The organism is Clostridioides sp. LIBA-6622 (genome assembly GCF_056716095.1).
This window is the reverse complement of sequence record NZ_CP196998.1, coordinates 669,532-687,901: the sequence shown is the minus strand read 5'-3', so window position 1 is coordinate 687,901 and position 18,370 is coordinate 669,532. Positions and strand designations below refer to the sequence as shown.

Here is an 18,370-nt window from a genome sequence, read left to right as displayed (position 1 = left end):
TGTATTCTCCTTTCTTTATTGTTCCTTTTTCTGTATTCTTTTCTTTTATTATTTTATGTACATTGAAAACCAATCCATCATTTCAACTAGTCTTTGTAGCTTTTGTTTTGGTCTACCTGAGCGAGATAATTCGTGATTTTCCCCTTCAAATAGGCAAAGTTTTGTAGGACATCCATGAATTTTTAGCGCAGAAAACATTTGGAATGCTTCTTGCATATAACATCTGTAATCTTTTTCGCCATGTAAAAATAAAGTTGGTGTAACACACTTATCAGCATAAGCAAGAGGAGATTGTCTCCATTGTAATTCGTGGTCTTCCATGTGAGAAGCACCCGTTTGTCCTTTGCAGAAATAGTAACCAATGTCTGTTGTACCTTCCATGCCACTCCAGTTTGCAATAGAACGCTGAGCACAAGCAGCGGCAAAGCGATTTGTATGACCAATAATCCAATTTGTCATAAATCCACCATAACTTCCACCTTCTACAGCTAATTTTGTTTCATCAATGTCTGTGTATTTTTCAAGCACTGCATCTGTAAATTCCATAAAATCTATATAATCAATATCTCCAAACTGTTTTCTAATATCTGCAAAATCATTACCTCGACCTTCAGAACCTCTTGGGTTACAGAAGAAAACAAAGTAACCTTGACTTGCAAATACCTGCATCTCATTCATAAAATATGGTCCATATGTTAGTCTTGGTCCACCATGAATCGCCAATATAGCTGGATATTTTTTTCCTACTTTATAATCTACTGGTTTATATACATATCCTTGTATCGCCCAGTTAGAACTTCCTTTTGATTCGATATATTCTGGTACAGAAATTTTATATTCATCTAAAATATGGTCATTTAAATGAGTTTTCTTACACAATGCTCCATTTTCTACTGTATAAACTTCAGGTAAACTGTTTTCTGAACAACCTATACACATAATGTTTCCATCTTTTACATCTATAAAGTCAACTGAACCTGTTTGCGTAACTTTTTCCTGTTTTCCTGTTGGAATATGTATTCTTTCAATAATGCAATCCATATTTACTGTAGAAGTATAATAAATATATTCACCATCTACCTTGCTTGTCTGACCAGCACCCATTTTAACATCAGATGTTACTGTATTTCCAATACAATGATGCTGATGTTCTGAAAGTAACTTCATTTCTTTTGTATCAATATCTATTGTATAAAAATCTCCATTTTCTCCATTTCCATAAGATAAAGCATCAGTTAAATTTAGTATTGCTTGATTTTGGTATAATTCAAAACCTTTTACAATGTACTTATCTTTTTCTAATATACAAACATTCTCATTAGTGTTTGTATCAAATACATAAACACCATTCTTTAAACCTTTTACATCTTCAAACTCTTGCCCTACATATAAGATTTTGCCATCATTTATTTTCATACCTACAACATTAAACATAGGCGTTGTGATTGGTTTTAAATCTTTTGTGTTGCTATTGTATAAGTATAAGCGTTTTCTTTTTCTGCTAATATATCCTTCACCATTAACAGCGTAAGGAATTTCTTTGAAATGCTCATAATGTCTCTTGTTATAAGCACTTATTTTTTTCTGTCTCTCTTCTTCTGACAATCCTTCTACAACAGGTCTGTCATTATCATAAGAATCAATAACTGCATACAAACCTTTTCCTATAGGATTTAATTTTCCACCCTTGATAGGTAGTGTAAAAAGTTCTTTTGCTTCTCCTCCATGTAAAGATAAAGCATAATAACTCATACATTGCTTACCATTTTTAATAGCTTCTTTTACTTTTTCATTTCTCAAAGCAGGAAATAAAATAGTATTTTCATCTTCCCAAGCATATGCTCCTACAGAGTTTATAGATGTTATTTGTTTTAGTTCACCATTCTTATTGTCTAATACATAAATTTGGCTTGTGTAACTATTCTCTTTGATATCTGCTTTTTTTACAACGAATGCTGTATAGCCTCCATCTGGTGACAACTGGCAATCACTCACAAATTGATATTCCAAAAATGTTTCATTTGTAAATAGCTTCTTCATAGTCTTTTCTATCCTTTCTGAAATAATTTTATTCAAACTCTCTACCACCTCTTTCATTTTTTATTTTAAATTTAAAATAAAAAATTTTAAATTTAAAATAAAAAATTTTATAAAGGCTATTTTTTTAGGAAGCCTTATGGCTTCCTGTAATATATAGAAATCTCTAAGTACATTATTCATCTTCACAAAAGCGTTTAATAGTGCCTTGAATATGACTTTTTAATTTCTCCACTGCTTTTTTTGTATCTTTACTTTCAATAAATTTCAATATTTCAAAATGGTCTTGCACTGTTCCTTCATAGTTACGATTTTTTAATGGTCGTATCAGATAATTAACTACTACAAATCTTCCTTGTATACCAACATATACATCATTTAAAATCTCATTATTAGCACCTTCAACAATAGCTTTGTGTAATTTTAAATCTGTCAATGCAAGTTCTACAGATTTTTCTTGTTTATAGAACTCTTCACATTTATCAGAATATCTTTTTATTACTTCTAACTTTTGTTGGAACACTTCTTCTTCCTCTTGCATCATTTTTTCTAAAGCATATGTTTCAATCAGTGTTCTTGTTTCACAAACTTGCTTTACCATATCGTATTCATACTCTGGTACATATACTTTACCATTTGTCATAATAGTAAGCACACCATCTTTATTTAACATTTTTACTGCTTGTACTACTGGTGTTCTACTTACTTCAAATTTTTCACAAAGGTCATTTAGTAAGATTTTTTGACCCACAGAGTATTCGCCACGAATAAGACTTTCAATAATCTTATGATATAAAATTTCATCTAAATTTGATTTTACTTTCACTACTATCACCTTATTTCTATTCTTTTGCCATATTATAATAAAAACATAATCTCTAAAATAGCATTAGACAAATTAAACTATAAAAGCTTATTATGTCTTAATAACTGGAATAATATGTTACAAAAAGTATAGCATCTTTTTATTCTTTCCGCAATAAATAAAAAATAAAAAATTTTAAATTTAAAATTTTTTATTTTTCTATTTTTAATTTAGATTTTTATTATGTTTATATTACCATTAATATATTTTAAATTTTATACTGCATAAGTTTTATATTTATGATTTTTATATTTGATTGATACGTATTTTGGTACTCGCCTAAGATTCTTTTACTTTATTAAATTAAGTAACCTATTTTTTAAATTCTAAGATACTGAATATCTAACAAATTCTTTTAAATTCATTATATATTTTTATTTCTATATGAAATCTGCTACTATATATATATAATTTTAAAGTTTAAGATAAGGAGAATTAATATGTTAAATGATATTAAATTAATAAAAAAAGAAATAAATTACTTTTTATTAATAAACTTTTTACTAATTGCTTTTATATCAATATTTTTATTTTTATCAGTATCAAAACCAAATAATAGCGAATTTATATCAAACTTTTCATTATTATTTATGTATATTCCTGCATTTTCTGCTATTGTTGTCCTAAAAAGAGTTTCTAATTATAAGTTCAATCAAACAGTGGATAAATTTTTAAAGTTTTTTGCTATAGTTACAATTGTGAGAATAGTAATATCTATAGCTGAAACATTTTTAATTAATAACAGTATTATTTCTGCAACAATAGATACATTAACATCTTTTTATCTTCTAGCTGTTGTTCTTTACAATGAATCTCAATTTGAAGTTTTAAATTTATCTTTAGGTAAAAATTTTAAAAAGGTTTTAAGTGTAATATTAATATTCTTGATATTAATTATAGTTAGAATTATTATTAGTGATGAAAATTTATCAATTGATATTATAAATAAATTTGTTATAGCATTTGTAAATATAATTATAAATTTATGTTTTGGTTTTAATTTATTTTTTGGAGAAGAATTTGGATGGAGATACTTTCTTCAACCTAGACTACAAAAGATTTATGGGAAAAAATTTGGTGTAATAATCTTAGGTTTTATATGGGGAATTTGGCATTTACCTCTTTGTATTACTTTGTACAGTCCCGAAACTCCATTTTATTGTGTTATTTCCCATATATCATATTGTACCTTTATAGGAATATTCTTAGGATATACTTATATGAAAACAACAAACCTTTGGGCTCCAATATTAATCCACTTAGTAAATAACAACATTTACACTATACTTCAAGGAGGTAACGAATCTATATTTACATTAGAATCACTATTATGGAGTATTGTAGTTGATGCTATATTGTTTTTACCATTCTTATTTACTAAAGAATACAAAACTAATAATCCTGATGAAAGTTCTAACTAGCTTATACATATACTTTTTCCGATATTTAATTCTTCCATTATTTTTATTACTGTATTCTCATCTTTTGAATATGATTCTATTTCTTTAAGTTTTTGCCCTGACGATACCTTAGTTTTGAACATAGCAAAACCCTCTTAGCTTTAGACAGTTTTATATATTTTAATGTCTACTAAGAGGGGGCATATTTCATGATAAGAATGTCTAAGAACTTAATGTTAAATTGCTTAAGAAAAATATAATTATATAAAAGTCATCATTTTTTACTATGAACAACTATTCCCATAATATTTTATATGCTTCTCTAAAATCTCCTAAACTTGATATATATTCAATCAAAGGGTCATAATTCCCTATCCCACATGAACTTAAGGAACTTCTATATAAATCTTCACTATCCCAAGATGCAATTTTTATAGGAAGATTATTTTCTAGCATCTGTTTTAACATAATAAATCTACCTATGCGACCATTACTATCTTGAAATGGATGTATCAATTCAAATCTATAATGAAATTCAGCTATAACTTTAGTAGTTATTTCATTTTGATTGTAGTACCATTCAATTAACTCATCAAGCTTTGGCTCTACTTCAAATGGTTGTGCTATATTTACATCAGTTCCTAGTATCATATTTGGTATAGTTTTATATATACCAGCCATCCCTTTAGAATGTAGTGTTGTATTAAACATTAAACTTGAATGTAAATTTCTTAAGAAACTATGTGTTATCTTTTCTTTCAATGAATCAATTATTGCATAAAATACATAGCTAGAATTAACAGTTTCTTGTATGTCATCTAAGGTATGTCTTCTTGTAACGACATTTTTATCAAGCAAAAGTGTCAATGCCTCTGCAGTAAAAGTACTACCCTCTATCTTATTGGAATGATAAAGAAAACCCTTTACACAACATTTCATTGCGATACTCTATATTGATTTATACCGCCAAAGCTCTTATCTCTTTCTTCAGTTTCACTGCCAAAATTGCAGCAGATATAACCATAAATAAATCAGCAATAGGTTGAGCAAAAATCACACCATTAATCCCCATAATTGATGGTAACAACAATATAGTAGGTATAAAAAACAACCCTTGTCTGCTTACACTAAGAAATGCACCTTCTTTTGCCTTACCAAGAGCAAGAAATAATATAGAATAAACTGTTCCAAAACCAAAGAAAATAAACATCACACTACTTATTCTAAGAGCAAATGTACCAATTTCTATTACAGACTTATCATTCGTTGAGAATAAAGATATAATAGGCTCTGGAAATATAATTAAAACTATTGACATCAATAAACAAAAAGTAGTAGTCCACTTTAAAGTAATATTTATAGCCTCATTTAATCTCACATATTGCTTGGCTCCATAACTATATCCTGCTACTGGTTGAAATCCTTTTTCAAAACCAAATACTGCATAAGAACCCATTGACATTATACGTGTAACAATTCCCATGGCTGCTATTGCTGAATCACCATAACCTTGAGCTCCTTTATTTGTAAGCCCTATGGCTACACTTGTTAAAATCTGAAATACAAGAGTTGGTATCCCTACTTTAAGTATCTGTAAGTAAATTTCACGTTCAAATTTAAACTCTCTTATAGAAAAACTGAAAATACTTTTTTTCATCAATAGATAAACTACATACATTAAACTAGTTATTGCCTGTGCTATAGCAGTTGCAATTGCTGCACCTGAGATACCCATATTTAATCCATATATACAAATAGGTGCTAATACCAAATTCAGACCTGCTCCTAATAACATGCTTATCATCGATATCTTAGTTGACCCCTCACTGGTTGCTATATTGTTCATAGTCACATTGAATACATTAAAAATTGAACTTGCCACATAAATCACTGCATACTGTTTTGCATATGGAAAAATAGTATCTGTAGCCCCTAGTGCAAATATGATTTTATCAATAAAACACTCAATTAGTATAATTGAGATTATACCAATAAATATACTTGAGTACAGTGCAGTTGATGCTGCATGATTAGCCTGTGAGTGATTCCCTTCGCCTAATAATCTGGATAAGTATGATGATACTCCACCACCAAATAATAATGCTATGCCGACAATTACTTGACCAAGTGGAAATGCAATTGAAACAGCTCCCATCTGACTAGTACCAAGCCCTCCAACAAAATAAGCATCTACCAAATTGTAGAATCCTGTAACTAACATTCCAATCATTGTTGGAATTCCCATCTTTAATAAAAGTTTTTTTATAGGTGTCTCTTTAAGTAGTTTTATACGTTGTTCATTATTCATGATAAATCCTCCTTTTTAAAAATTTTTTATATAGTTTCTATAACTGTTGCTCCATCTAGTTTCTATAATCGTTAATTTATGTAGTTTCTATAACTGCTATTTCATGTAATTTATATAATTGTCTTTTTGTATAACTTATATGAATTTTATTTATACAATGCTTATTCAAGTTTACTAATTTAATCTAAACAATCATTCATATGCAAGTGATAATAATATGCTCTCTAATTAAACTTATATATGAAACTTCTTATCCTATATAATGATTTAGATACAAGCTTTCTTATTATGACGTGAAATAATAAGTCTAATCATTACATGATAACTACAATCCATTGGAGCAATAGCCTCTTCCATAGCTTTTCTAATTTCGTTTTCAATCTTTTGAAGTTTATTTGAACCTGCAATTACTAAAATTACATTTGTATAAAGACCAGACTTTATTATACGCAAGTCATTTATTGTTGCCTGTGATTCAATTTTATGTATTTCTTTTGTAGTTCTCTTAAAGATTTCATCAACTATAATGGAGTCTGTAACTAAAAAATCCGTCTGTATTGTAGCATTACACCCCATATCAATATAAAGTCTGTAAGATATTTCATTTGCTACATCATTTAAAACACTGCTACTTACTCCATCTTTCCCTTCAATGTGCATTGAAATTACAAAATGACCAAGACCATAATCATGAATAATCAAGTCATTTATTCCTTGTACTTCCTCATACTTCATTGCTATTTTAGTTATTTCACTTACCATTTCTTTACCTGGAGATTTTCCTAATAATCTTCCTCCTATCTCAAACATAGATTTCATCCCTGAAAAAATGATAAATACAGAGACCAATAATCCACACCATCCATCAATTGCCCATCCTGTAAAATGCTCTGCCAGTAAAGATATTACTATTGCTGTCGTTGCAACCATGTCACTGATACAATCTATAGATGTTGCTTTCATTGCGGTAGAATCAATTTTCTTTGCAATTTTTTTGTTGTAAAAAAACATATAGAGCTTAACGATTATTGAACAAATTAGAATAAAAAGAATGGTAAAACTGAATTCTATACTTTTAGGTGAACTGATTGATATAATTGAATTTCGAGCTAGTGTACTTCCCATGATAATTACGGCAATTGAATACAAGACTCCCATAAACCACTCATATCTTCCATGACCAAAGACATGATTTTCCCCTGCTCCAATACCTGCAATACAAAAGCCTATGAATGAAGCAAAAGAAGTCCCTGCATCAGCCAAGTTATTGAATCCATCTGTAATAATTGCAGTTGAGCCGCTTATAGTCCCACACAATAATTTAACTATAAATAATAGTATGTTTAAGAATATACCTACACTGCTACAAATTTTTGCATAAGCTTGACGCACTATTGGAGATGATATATTTTCTTTGTCTTTTATACATAATTTAGCTAACAATGGTATCATTTATACTCCTACCTTTCTTTACACATATTTTTTGATTATTCTGCTTTCAGAGACTAGGTTTGTTAGTCTCTTATTAAAAATGACTATCTTTTTTCATTACTTAACTATCTATTCATTTTGTACAATGAATGACCTTTTTTCACTACTCAACTAATCAGTCATTTTTGTTAATGAATGAATTCATTCACTAATTTATTTCAATAATAAATCAATTTTTCTAATTTGTCAACAAGCGAATGAATAAATTCATTAGCTAAAGATATTTTATATCACTTTTTTATTTATTAAATGGCTCAAATAGATACAAAGAAAGTGTTTGATTCTAAACTAAAAAAAGCAATTAATCTTATAAGATTAACTGCTTTAAAAATCAGAGTTTTAGATTTTGATGATTAATATTTAATTATAAATCTTATTATAATGTAATTGTTAATCTTTCAAATGCAGACTTTGCCTCTTTTTCTCCAGACAAGCTACCTATTACTACACCTGTATTTGAGTCTTTAATCCAAAGAACAAAGTTATTTTCTATACCGGCTTCACCCTTAAATTCATAAAAGAAATACTTATTTTCATCTTTCTCTTTCTCTTCAAGAACCTTTACTCCTTTAGTAGTCTTTATACTTTGATACTTTTCGTAACCTTCTTTTGTAGTAAATATTCCTTGTAATACTTCTTTATCGCTCTTTTTCACAGTAAATTTTCCATCTTTCTGCGTCAATGAATAGCTATCCGAGGTGTCTAGTCTTACCTTTATCTTATCACCAGTTTCAACTTCAAATGTATATGACATTGCAGAGCCAGAACAAGAAGTTAACATTATCGTAAATAAAAGCATTAAAAATAAAAGCTGTATCTTTTTATGTAGTTTCATATTATACTTACCTCTCCATTAGAATAAATTAAAGTCTTTTTTTATTTTAAAATATACTCCCAAGCAAATACTTTATCAAAATTTCATATTACTTAATAACAACTTACAACTAAAATATAATGGTCTACAAATTAAGCCATCCGTCACCGATTTTATCTGTATCTTCAATTTTTAAGGTACAAATAAACGCATCTTTCATAAAATCAAGGAAAGATACTATATATTCTTTAATATTTTCGTTTGGCATCTCTTCATGAAAAGTATGGATAATACCAAACACCAAAAACTTAGTATCAAGAGTCACATTTGTACAATGAAATACATTTTCACTTACACCTTGTTCTACAATTGGAATCATAACATCAACCAGTTGCTTAGCAACATTGTCTAGTCTACTCGCTCTTATCTCAGAATTCTCATTATATCTTGCTTCAAATTCATGGTGCTTCATTTCGTATTCACACATACGCTTTATAATAGTATTCAACTTGTCAATTGCAGGTAAATCCTCTGATATGGGAATTTGTATTTGTTCTACAGCTTTCATAGCATAAAATTCTGAAGTAGCAGCAAAGATTTCTGTCTTAGACTTAAAATAGCGATAACAGAGTCCTTGTGAAACATTCATTTTTTCTGCTATATCTTGAATAGTTGTATTCTCAAATCCCTTTTCAGAAAATAATTCTAAAGCAGTTTCAATTATTTCTTGTTTTCTCTCTTGAGGTTCTTTTGATATTCGTGTACGTTGTTTACTACTTATTTCTTCATGATTTATATTACCATCTACTATTTTTTTTGTTTTAGCCATAATAATACTCCCTTTAAATTAATCTTATATCCAGTGAATGAATTCATTATCTCGTATCTTAACTTTCTTGTCAAGATTCTAGGAAGGCTAGAGATAGGAATTTGCATATTGTCTAATCTAGTTTACCTTACAGAATATATTATGACTTTTATTTCTAAAAATTATATTACATATAAAAAAGAAACCACATTCTAGTTTTATACAGAACATAGTTTCTCTAAAAATAATCAAATTTGGATTTCAAATAACTAAAAACAAAATTTTACTTGTTTTTAATCTTCCAATTTTTATAGTAGATAATTTAGTTAATTAACTCTTAAATGTTTGTCTTCTTTAACAAATTTTCTTCTTATTAAGAAATATGCAACTATTACAACAAGTTCTATAGCTAAAAACATACCAAAAGTAGCTATAGAATCTATGCTCTCTATGCCATTTCTGAAGAAAATCAAAGCCACTCCTGCTGCTATAACACCTATAGCATTTTTTCTTACAGCATTTTGACCAAAACCATAAAAAGAAGGAAAATTTCCTTTTATCTCAATGAATGTCAAAATTAATCCAATAGCTATAAACAATACTCCTATAACTTCTATAATCATACTAGGCATTTTGCACCCTCCTTATTAGAGAATTAACTACTACTATAAAAATATTCATTATTTTTATAATTACATTATATATGTCATTAGGTAATTTTGGAAGTATATCTGACATTAATTTTATATTTATGTAACTTAATTTTTTTGTAATAAAAATGCACTTATTTTTATGTGAATATTAATGCATATTTTCAACTTTGTAAAACCATTCATTTTCTAATGTATAAGCGACCGCTGAAATTTAAATGTTATCCTCCTCAACAAATTCAAATAAATCTTCTACAGTTGTATTAAATATCTTAGCAATATCCATCGCTAATTTTAAAGAAGGATTATAGCGACCATTTTCTAAATGTACAATAGTCTCACGTCTTACTCCTACTGACTTTGCAAGTTCTCCTTGTGTCATAAGGTGCTTTTCTCTATAGTATTTAATTTTTGTCTTTAGTGATACTGACACCTAATTGTATATCCCCTTTCTATCAAAATATATAAATAAAAATAACTTTAACAAAGATTGAATAAACAAAATTACTAATAAAAGCATCCCTAGACTTAAATTCGATACATTTATATCTTGTGTTGTAAGAAATGCAGCTATTATAGCCATAGAATAAAACAATACTTTTATTGCAATCCCATTAACTCTTGATAGTATATATTTAGATGCTTCATCAATCAAATCATCATTCTTTTTGTCATAAATCCATTGACATCCTAAAGCTACTGCCAAAATAATTACAGGAATATATCCAATATCACTTCCTTTAAAAAAATACTTGTTTGCTAATATTACTCCAAGACAATAGGTAACTGCTATTGTTTCTGAAACAAGTGTTGATTTAATACTAATTTGTTGTTTAGACATATAAAATCACCCCTTAAAAAAGTTATATATTTATAACACCTCTTGTTATAAATATATAACTTCTTGGAATAAATTGCAATATAAATGTTATTTTGCAACAAACTCTTTTATTAATTTTACTTTAGATAGAGTTTTAATACTCATAAGTAACTTAAATATTTTTATTTTATTCATAGAAACTTTTTTACTTATAAATAATTTAAAACTTTATTTCTACCTTAAGCCTGTATTGATAAATAACAAAATACAAAAGCGAACAAATAAATTGTTCGCTTTTACATTTATTTTTCTTAAATTTAGCAATATCAACTATTTATTATCTCAATCTACATATATCTAGCCCAATAATAAATTACATATATCCAACTCATTAAACCGTGGAAAATAGCCCACGGAATAGACTTCCATGCAGTATAGGAAATAATCATTGCTAAACAAGAGCCAAAAGAAATTCCTTTTTTAACAGTTGACTTTATAGCGTTATTATTTGATTCCATAATTATTCCTCCAAAACTCAAAATAAACAAATTATTATATAACTTATTTAAATTTAATGCAATGTAACAATTACTAAATAAATTATATTCTTATTATACATAATTTATTAAGTATAATTACAATAATTACTTGAATAAAATTAAATTTATATAATTACTTGTTACAGATACATTATATTCTTTGTTTTTGTAAAAATAAAAATGGCTTCTTTACTGATGCTAAAGATGCTAAGCTTACCACGATACAACTGACTAAAATTCCTACCCAAATACCAGTTAAACCAAAACCTAATTTTGATAGTATATATGCTAAAGGCATCCTAACAATCATATAATAAAATATCATAAGTATCATACTCCTTGCAGGTTTGCCCATACCATTAATAGCTCCTCTTTAATGAATGAATATCATTCATTTATTGTCCAAAAAAATATTCCTCACTTATTTTATTATTTTTCTAATATCTACTTCATCTATATAACTATCTCTATTTCTATTTTTCTAATCTCTACTATACCTCTATCTCAATAACATTTATGCTTTTTATTTTTAGCTGTTACAATATATGATGTATGATTTACATTCTTCCACACAATATCATTAAAATCTACAGATAACAATCCAGATATTTCCTTCTCTGAGTACATTTTTACATCTCCATCTTTACTGTACTTCATAAAGACATTCATTATATCTCTAAGCAAAAATGGTTGCCAGCAATCACAAATTATTAAAGACCCTTTTGGCTTCAATACTCTACTTAGTTCAGATAACACTCTATCTGGTCTAGGATAATGATGAAAAGAATCATTACAGTACACGACATCAAAAAAATCATTTTCAAATGGAAGGTACTCAGAATCTCCTAAAACTAAAGTAGCACTTTCTTTTAACTTGCCTCTTGCTACTTCCAACATATTTTCAGAAATATCAATTCCATATACCTTCTTTTTGCAATCCTCATTTAAAATAGCTTGTAATACAGCTCCTGTTCCACACCCTAAATCTAAAATAGTGTCATATGAAGTTTTTGAAAGTTCTTCGAGTAATGCTGGATAAAGATTTCTCGCATGTTGTCCTTTTATATCTTGATCATAAGTATTTGCTTGATTATTAAATGCCTGTTTTGATTTTGATTTTATATCTTTCATATTCAATCCCCCTTCTTCTTGCTCATAGTATAGCACAGGGGATTTTACATGTCAATGAATGATATTCATTCATATTTTTGATTCCAATATGTTTTTATTCTAGTTTTATCTTAGTTTTATGTTAATTTTATTCTAGTTATATCTTAGTTTTATCTTAGATTGACATATTTCAAAGGTCAATTTGACCTTTTAAGAGTTTTATTTGTCTTATTTACAATTTAAATCTCCACAAAAAAGAAAGTACCATGATAAATACTCATATCTATTACAATACTTCCTTTTACTATCTAATTAAAACTAATATACAAAATAGCCACTAATCTTATACATATTAATTTAAACTAAATTAAATTCAATACACTTACATCATAAAGATATTATAACTATCTAAAAATACTATTCTATTTAAAAATACTATTCTGTCTAAAAGTTGTATGATAAATATAGCATATCAACACACTGTAATTCCCCTTCAAAAATTGGTTCTGGATAATTATCTACAAAAAAGTTTTTGATTTTATGTGAATAAACAAAACCAAATCTCTCATAAAATGGTATTCCACTTTCAGCTGTACCAACAATTATTGATGAATATTTTTTACTATACACATCTAAAATATGATTTATCATCTTTGAGGCATAACCCCTATTCTGAAAACACTCATATGTAGCAATATTTTTTAGCTCACATACTTCTTTAGAAACCTCATTTACAACCGCTATACAAGTAACCTCTTCATTATCATACAACGCATACATAGTACCTTTTTCAAGATATTTATCAATCATTTCCTCATATGGGTCAGCCAACAATAAAAGGTCAATTTGACTTTTTTTATTTGTTTCTATAGTTTTTATTTCTATCATAAGTTATTCACCCCATTTTATGTAGACTTTATTTTAATATGCTTCTATAATATCATATCCTAAACCCATCTTAGAAAAATTTTATTTGAGTATAGGATTCCGACTTCTTGTAGGCTTTTACAATATCTTTCATATCTGTCAAAATACCATAACGTCTACATTCTTCTTTGAATAACCTCTCACAATAATCTTTATTAGGAATACTACACAAATAGTTTAAACCATATATTTTTTGATACTTAAGTACTAATTCAGGAGATATATTTTTTAAATGTTTATAAAAAAACTCTCTCTGACCACTACGCATTGTCACTCCATACATACAATAAATAAATTTTGCATTAGCTTTATGTGCTTTTTCTACAATTGCTCGTATTTCATCTTTATTATCAGTCAAAAATGGTAACATGGGGGTCAATAATATCCCACAAAAAATTCCAGCATCATTAAGTTCTTTTACTGCCTCAAATCGTACAGAACTTGGATTTACATGGGGTTCTATTTTCTTTGATAACTCATCATTTGCAGTGGTTATAGTTAGCTTTACAATAACAGAATTATTTGTTTTGATTTTCTGTAAAATCGGTATGTCTCTAACTACCAAACTGCTTTTGGTATCAATAGACACTCCAAAGTGATTTTCTGCAATTAGATTCAATGCTTGTTTAGTAATACAAAGCTCCTTTTCAAAAGGATTATACGTATCAGACATGGCGCCAATACCTACTACCCCTTTTTTTCTTTTTGAACGTAATTCCTTACTTAAAATTTCTATCACATTTTCCTTATATCTAACTTGGTCAAAATTTTCTATGTTGTATATTGTGCTACGACTATCGCAGTATATACACCCATGAGGACAACCACGATAGAGATTCATATTATAATCAATTCCAAACCATCTTGTATTTTCAAATTTAACTTTCTGTAAAATTTGTTTTGCTGGTATACTCTCAATCATTCTCTTATACCTAATTCCTTTATATAATTTTTTAATATAAAAACCATAGTAGTTTTCAGATTCTCTTTTTACAAGTTATTAAACATATACTTGTAATTTCCTGCTTAGTTTCTGTAATGACCACTATATCTTACTCAAATAAAATTATACACCTAGCTCAAAATCCAGTTTACTTTGTTCTACACCATTAACAATAAGTGTAATCGAATGTATACCTGGGTAATGTTTTCTTACACTTACATCTGCAAATGAATGCTTTTTCTTGTACAACTTCTTCTCATTTTCTTTTAATGAAACCTCTGATATTTTAAATATCTTCCTATTCCTTTTTCCATTGGATTTCACATAATCAATTCCATATTCAAGTCTTGTTTTTGTAGCTTTCTTTGCTAAAACAGTAAATGAAAAAAATAAATTTTCTCCAATAGAAATAGATGTTGATTCTAATGCAAAATCCTGAACATCTATTGAAGTAGTATCATCATATCCAAAAAGAGCTAATACATCACGGTTACCTTTTTTTAGTAGGGTTCTGCAACCATGTTTTAAAATCCAGTTAGTGTATTCATTTTTTCCATACCAATCCTGTGCAAGATTGATAACTAAATCTGGATGTGTTTTGGATATATCATTTAGATTATTAGCAACACTCTTTCGTACATATAGCGATGTATCAGTCTTGAGTTGTTCCAATATAGGCAGAATAGGAGTAGGGTCTTTTTTAAAGCTAGTTATTGTTTGTGCCCAAGGCAATTGGGGACGACAACCTTCGCTTGAGAGTCTTCGAATATGTTCATTTTCATCCTTAGACCATTTATACATCTGTTCCATCATACGTTTTTCATCCTTGAGGATAAATACTCTTACAGCAAATTCCGAAGACCAGTATTCAGTATTTCTTTCTAACACATTTATAGATAAATCCCAATCTGCATCGTCCTGTCCATAAACCTCAACAAAGTCTGGAAGGAAAAATGCAAAAGAAAATCTTCTGACGGATTTTTCAAGAATGGAAATAGCATCCTTGTAGTTTGATGGTAGATACTTCCCCAAATTCATACTTATTTTTCTACATCTAGATTTTAACTCTAAATTATCCCATGTTTCATCTATTGTCGATTTTATAAACTCATCCACTTGAAATGAGTTATAAACCGATTGGATAGCCAATGCAACCTCATGAAGTGACTCGTGATTAAACTTATTTTTTAGTAAATCTGGCATGTAGCTATTCCTCCTTCTATGTTTGATTTATTAATCATATACTACAAAACAAGACATCAGTATGTCATATTACTAAATCTTAATCATAAAATATAAATAATCCTGCTCTATTTTTATACAAATGGTATCTCATTATCTTCTATATTAGCTTTTATTCAATAAATTAAGTCTATTTCTCTAATTGTTTTCCATATTTTCTTTGGAAATGAATTTTGTCCAATAATTAAATCTGCTTCTCTAATTATCTGCCATATTCTCTTTTAGAGAATTTATCCACGTTTCTAGTGACTGAGCTAGTACTAACTGTTGGTCCAACACTGCTTTTGCTATATCTGGTACATGTGTCTTTATACTTATATTTTCCTCAATAGTTTTCTTTAGCTCTTGTATATTTTCCTCAATGTTTTTAAGACATAATCTCTGTTTTTCTGGTGTAAGGCTATTTAAATTTACTATGACAGCATTAAAATCTAAAAAAATGTTTATTGGCTTAGAAGCTGTATCAAACATTAAATCTAAAAAATGTTCTTCTCCCAATTCAGTTAATGAATAAACTGCTTTCTCTGGCATTTTCCCCTTCTTTACAGATGTACTTTCAATATATCCCTTTTCTTCTAATTGAATTACTTTTTTATAAATTGATGGGGTACTTATTTTAACCCAACGTGATATTTTTCTATATTCTACTGCTTTTTGAATATCATAAGCACTCTGAGGCTCTTGCTTTACTATACCTAATACAATTAAATCTATTGTAGCCATAAAAATTCTCCTCTCATTTTCTTTCTATTGACAAACACTATAATTTATAGTACTATTTTTCATACTTGCTATAAATTATAGTATTATATTTTATAGTTGATGTCAATAGAAAAGGGGTGTTTAACATGAAAGAAAGTAACAAAAAAATTGAATTATTGGGGTCTGCTCCAATACCAAAGGCATTATTAGCTATGGGATTGCCTACTATGATAGGGATGATGATAACTGCATTGTACAATTTAGTAGATGGATACTTTGTAGGTGGACTTGGAACCAGTCAAATGGGTGCTATATCTGTTGCATTTCCATTAGGTCAGCTTGTCGTGGGATTAGGGTTATTATTTGGTAATGGAGCTGCTTCATACATCGCAAGACTTTTAGGTCATGGTGATAATGAAAAGGCAAGTAAAGTAGCTAGTACATCTATTTACAGTAGTATTCTAGTAGGTGCATTAGTCATTATTGTTATTATGATTTTTCTAAATCCTGTTTTAAAATTATTAGGAGCTACAAAAAGTATCATGCCTTATGCAGTGTCTTATGCAAGTATTTATGTAGTATCCTCTATTTTTAATATATTCAACGTCACTATGACTAATATTGTCACAAGTGAAGGCGCTGCTAAGACAAGTATGTGTGCAATGTTATCAGGTGCATTGCTTAATATGATTTTAGACCCAATATTTATTTATACTTTTGGTATGGGTGTAAAAGGTGCTGCTATTGCAACAGCTATCTCACAGATGATTTCAACACTTGTTTACATACGATATATTTTAAGCAAGAAAAGTATGTTTAATTTTAGAATTAATGAATGTTGTTTTTCAAAAGATGTCATGTCAGAAATCTTAAAGATTGGTGTGCCTACCTTGATATTTCAATTATTAACTAGTCTTGCTATCACATTGACTAATATGGAGGCTGCGAAATATGGTGATTTTGCTATAGCTGGTATGGGTGCAGTGACACGAATAATGTCTTTAGGTAGTCTTATAGTATTTGGCTTTATAAAAGGCTTCCAACCAATTGCTGGATATAATTTTGGTTCAAAAAACTATGATAGATTACATAGTGCAATAAAAACATCTATACTATGGACTACAATATTCTGTGTATTACTCGGTCTTGTAATGGTAGCCTTCCCAAAAGCTATAATCTCACAGTTTACAAGTGGTGATATGCTATTGATTGAATGTGGAAGTAAGTCACTTAGGGCAAATGGACTTTCATTTATGTTATTTGGTTTTTATACAGTATATTCTACATTATTCCTTGCACTAGGAAAAGCAAAAGAAGGTGGATTTTTAGGTATGTGTAGACAAGGTGTATGTTTTATTCCTATAATTTTGATTCTTCCTGTATTTTATGGATTAAATGGTATTTTATATGCACAACCAATAGCTGATTTGGTGGCTGCAATAATTGCAGGTTTTATGGCAATAAAGCTACATAAAGAGCTTAAATTTTTAAAAACAAACTCTATCTTTTAAACTATAAATAAATTTTAAAGTATATATTAGCTATTAAATCTACTTTTAATATCTATTGTATAGATTCTTCATATATACACTTCCATTCAATATCTATTGTGTAGATTCTTCATATATACTTTTATTTAACATCTATTTTTTAGTTTTATTCATATATATACTTTTATTCAACATCTATTTTACAGTTTTCTTTATGTATACTT

Annotated in this window: 20 protein-coding genes; 2 read left to right on the top strand and 18 right to left on the bottom strand. The window is 28.3% G+C overall.

Annotated features, from left to right (window positions below; all coding sequences use genetic code 11):
* Nucleotides 1-48: 48 nt before the first annotated feature.
* Complete coding sequence (locus ACTG47_RS03480; protein WP_479926124.1) at nucleotides 49-2,076, bottom strand: alpha/beta hydrolase family protein; 2,028 nt, start codon at nucleotides 2,074-2,076, stop codon at nucleotides 49-51.
* Between the two features lie 136 nt (nucleotides 2,077-2,212).
* Nucleotides 2,213-2,863 (bottom strand): GntR family transcriptional regulator, encoded by a 651-nt coding sequence (locus ACTG47_RS03475; protein ID WP_479926123.1) that lies wholly within the window; start codon nucleotides 2,861-2,863, stop codon nucleotides 2,213-2,215.
* Nucleotides 2,864-3,342: 479 nt separating this feature from the next.
* Here ACTG47_RS03475 and ACTG47_RS03470 point away from each other — a divergent pair, with 479 nt between their 5' ends.
* Nucleotides 3,343-4,323: a CPBP family intramembrane glutamic endopeptidase gene (locus ACTG47_RS03470; RefSeq protein WP_479926122.1), complete on the top strand. Its 981-nt coding sequence runs from the start codon at nucleotides 3,343-3,345 to the stop codon at nucleotides 4,321-4,323.
* Here ACTG47_RS03470 and ACTG47_RS03465 read toward each other — a convergent pair.
* The 16 genes from ACTG47_RS03465 to ACTG47_RS03390 form a co-directional block, all read right to left on the bottom strand.
* Entirely contained in the window at nucleotides 4,320-4,445 is a 126-nt protein-coding gene (locus ACTG47_RS03465) for a hypothetical protein (RefSeq protein WP_479926121.1), read from the bottom strand. The two genes, ACTG47_RS03470 and ACTG47_RS03465, sit on opposite strands and share 4 nt — an antisense overlap.
* 151 nt (nucleotides 4,446-4,596) lie before the next feature.
* Nucleotides 4,597-5,241 (bottom strand): Fic family protein, encoded by a 645-nt coding sequence (locus ACTG47_RS03460; protein ID WP_479926120.1) that lies wholly within the window; start codon nucleotides 5,239-5,241, stop codon nucleotides 4,597-4,599.
* A 19-nt stretch (nucleotides 5,242-5,260) separates the two neighbouring features.
* Nucleotides 5,261-6,610 carry an MATE family efflux transporter gene (locus ACTG47_RS03455; RefSeq protein ID WP_479926119.1) on the bottom strand — a complete coding sequence of 450 codons (1,350 nt, stop codon included), beginning with the start codon at nucleotides 6,608-6,610 and terminating at the stop codon, nucleotides 5,261-5,263.
* A gap of 267 nt (nucleotides 6,611-6,877) precedes the next feature.
* Nucleotides 6,878-8,062 (bottom strand): cation diffusion facilitator family transporter, encoded by a 1,185-nt coding sequence (locus ACTG47_RS03450; protein WP_479926118.1) that lies wholly within the window; start codon nucleotides 8,060-8,062, stop codon nucleotides 6,878-6,880.
* Between the two features lie 415 nt (nucleotides 8,063-8,477).
* Nucleotides 8,478-8,936, bottom strand: a complete 459-nt coding sequence (locus ACTG47_RS03445; RefSeq protein ID WP_479926117.1) for a hypothetical protein — start codon at nucleotides 8,934-8,936, stop codon at nucleotides 8,478-8,480.
* A 124-nt stretch (nucleotides 8,937-9,060) separates the two neighbouring features.
* Nucleotides 9,061-9,744, bottom strand: a complete 684-nt coding sequence (locus ACTG47_RS03440) for a TetR/AcrR family transcriptional regulator (RefSeq protein ID WP_479926116.1) — start codon at nucleotides 9,742-9,744, stop codon at nucleotides 9,061-9,063.
* A gap of 305 nt (nucleotides 9,745-10,049) precedes the next feature.
* On the bottom strand, nucleotides 10,050-10,355 hold the full coding sequence (locus tag ACTG47_RS03435; protein WP_479926115.1) for a hypothetical protein: 306 nt from the start codon (nucleotides 10,353-10,355) through the stop codon (nucleotides 10,050-10,052).
* 232 nt (nucleotides 10,356-10,587) lie between these two features.
* Entirely contained in the window at nucleotides 10,588-10,806 is a 219-nt protein-coding gene (locus ACTG47_RS03430) for a helix-turn-helix transcriptional regulator (RefSeq protein WP_169466698.1), read from the bottom strand.
* Nucleotides 10,807-11,214: a hypothetical protein gene (locus ACTG47_RS03425; RefSeq protein ID WP_479926114.1), complete on the bottom strand. Its 408-nt coding sequence runs from the start codon at nucleotides 11,212-11,214 to the stop codon at nucleotides 10,807-10,809.
* Nucleotides 11,215-11,540: 326 nt separating this feature from the next.
* Nucleotides 11,541-11,711, bottom strand: a complete 171-nt coding sequence (locus tag ACTG47_RS03420; RefSeq protein WP_021383326.1) for a hypothetical protein — start codon at nucleotides 11,709-11,711, stop codon at nucleotides 11,541-11,543.
* 172 nt (nucleotides 11,712-11,883) lie between these two features.
* Nucleotides 11,884-12,057, bottom strand: a complete 174-nt coding sequence (locus ACTG47_RS03415; RefSeq protein WP_479926113.1) for a hypothetical protein — start codon at nucleotides 12,055-12,057, stop codon at nucleotides 11,884-11,886.
* A 179-nt stretch (nucleotides 12,058-12,236) separates the two neighbouring features.
* Nucleotides 12,237-12,863, bottom strand: coding sequence for a class I SAM-dependent methyltransferase (locus tag ACTG47_RS03410; RefSeq protein ID WP_479926112.1), 627 nt, complete (start codon nucleotides 12,861-12,863; stop codon nucleotides 12,237-12,239).
* Between the two features lie 423 nt (nucleotides 12,864-13,286).
* Complete coding sequence (locus tag ACTG47_RS03405; RefSeq protein ID WP_169466692.1) at nucleotides 13,287-13,730, bottom strand: GNAT family N-acetyltransferase; 444 nt, start codon at nucleotides 13,728-13,730, stop codon at nucleotides 13,287-13,289.
* Between the two features lie 70 nt (nucleotides 13,731-13,800).
* Entirely contained in the window at nucleotides 13,801-14,691 is an 891-nt protein-coding gene (locus tag ACTG47_RS03400) for an SPL family radical SAM protein (RefSeq protein WP_479926111.1), read from the bottom strand.
* Between the two features lie 144 nt (nucleotides 14,692-14,835).
* Nucleotides 14,836-15,915, bottom strand: a complete 1,080-nt coding sequence (locus ACTG47_RS03395; protein WP_479926110.1) for a DNA alkylation repair protein — start codon at nucleotides 15,913-15,915, stop codon at nucleotides 14,836-14,838.
* Between the two features lie 237 nt (nucleotides 15,916-16,152).
* Nucleotides 16,153-16,677 carry a PadR family transcriptional regulator gene (locus ACTG47_RS03390; RefSeq protein WP_479926109.1) on the bottom strand — a complete coding sequence of 175 codons (525 nt, stop codon included), beginning with the start codon at nucleotides 16,675-16,677 and terminating at the stop codon, nucleotides 16,153-16,155.
* Between the two features lie 125 nt (nucleotides 16,678-16,802).
* Here ACTG47_RS03390 and ACTG47_RS03385 point away from each other — a divergent pair, with 125 nt between their 5' ends.
* The gene (locus tag ACTG47_RS03385) at nucleotides 16,803-18,167 is read left to right on the top strand and encodes an MATE family efflux transporter (protein WP_479926108.1); all 1,365 of its coding nucleotides are present in this window, start codon (nucleotides 16,803-16,805) and stop codon (nucleotides 18,165-18,167) included.
* The last annotated feature ends 203 nt before the right edge of the window (nucleotides 18,168-18,370 follow it).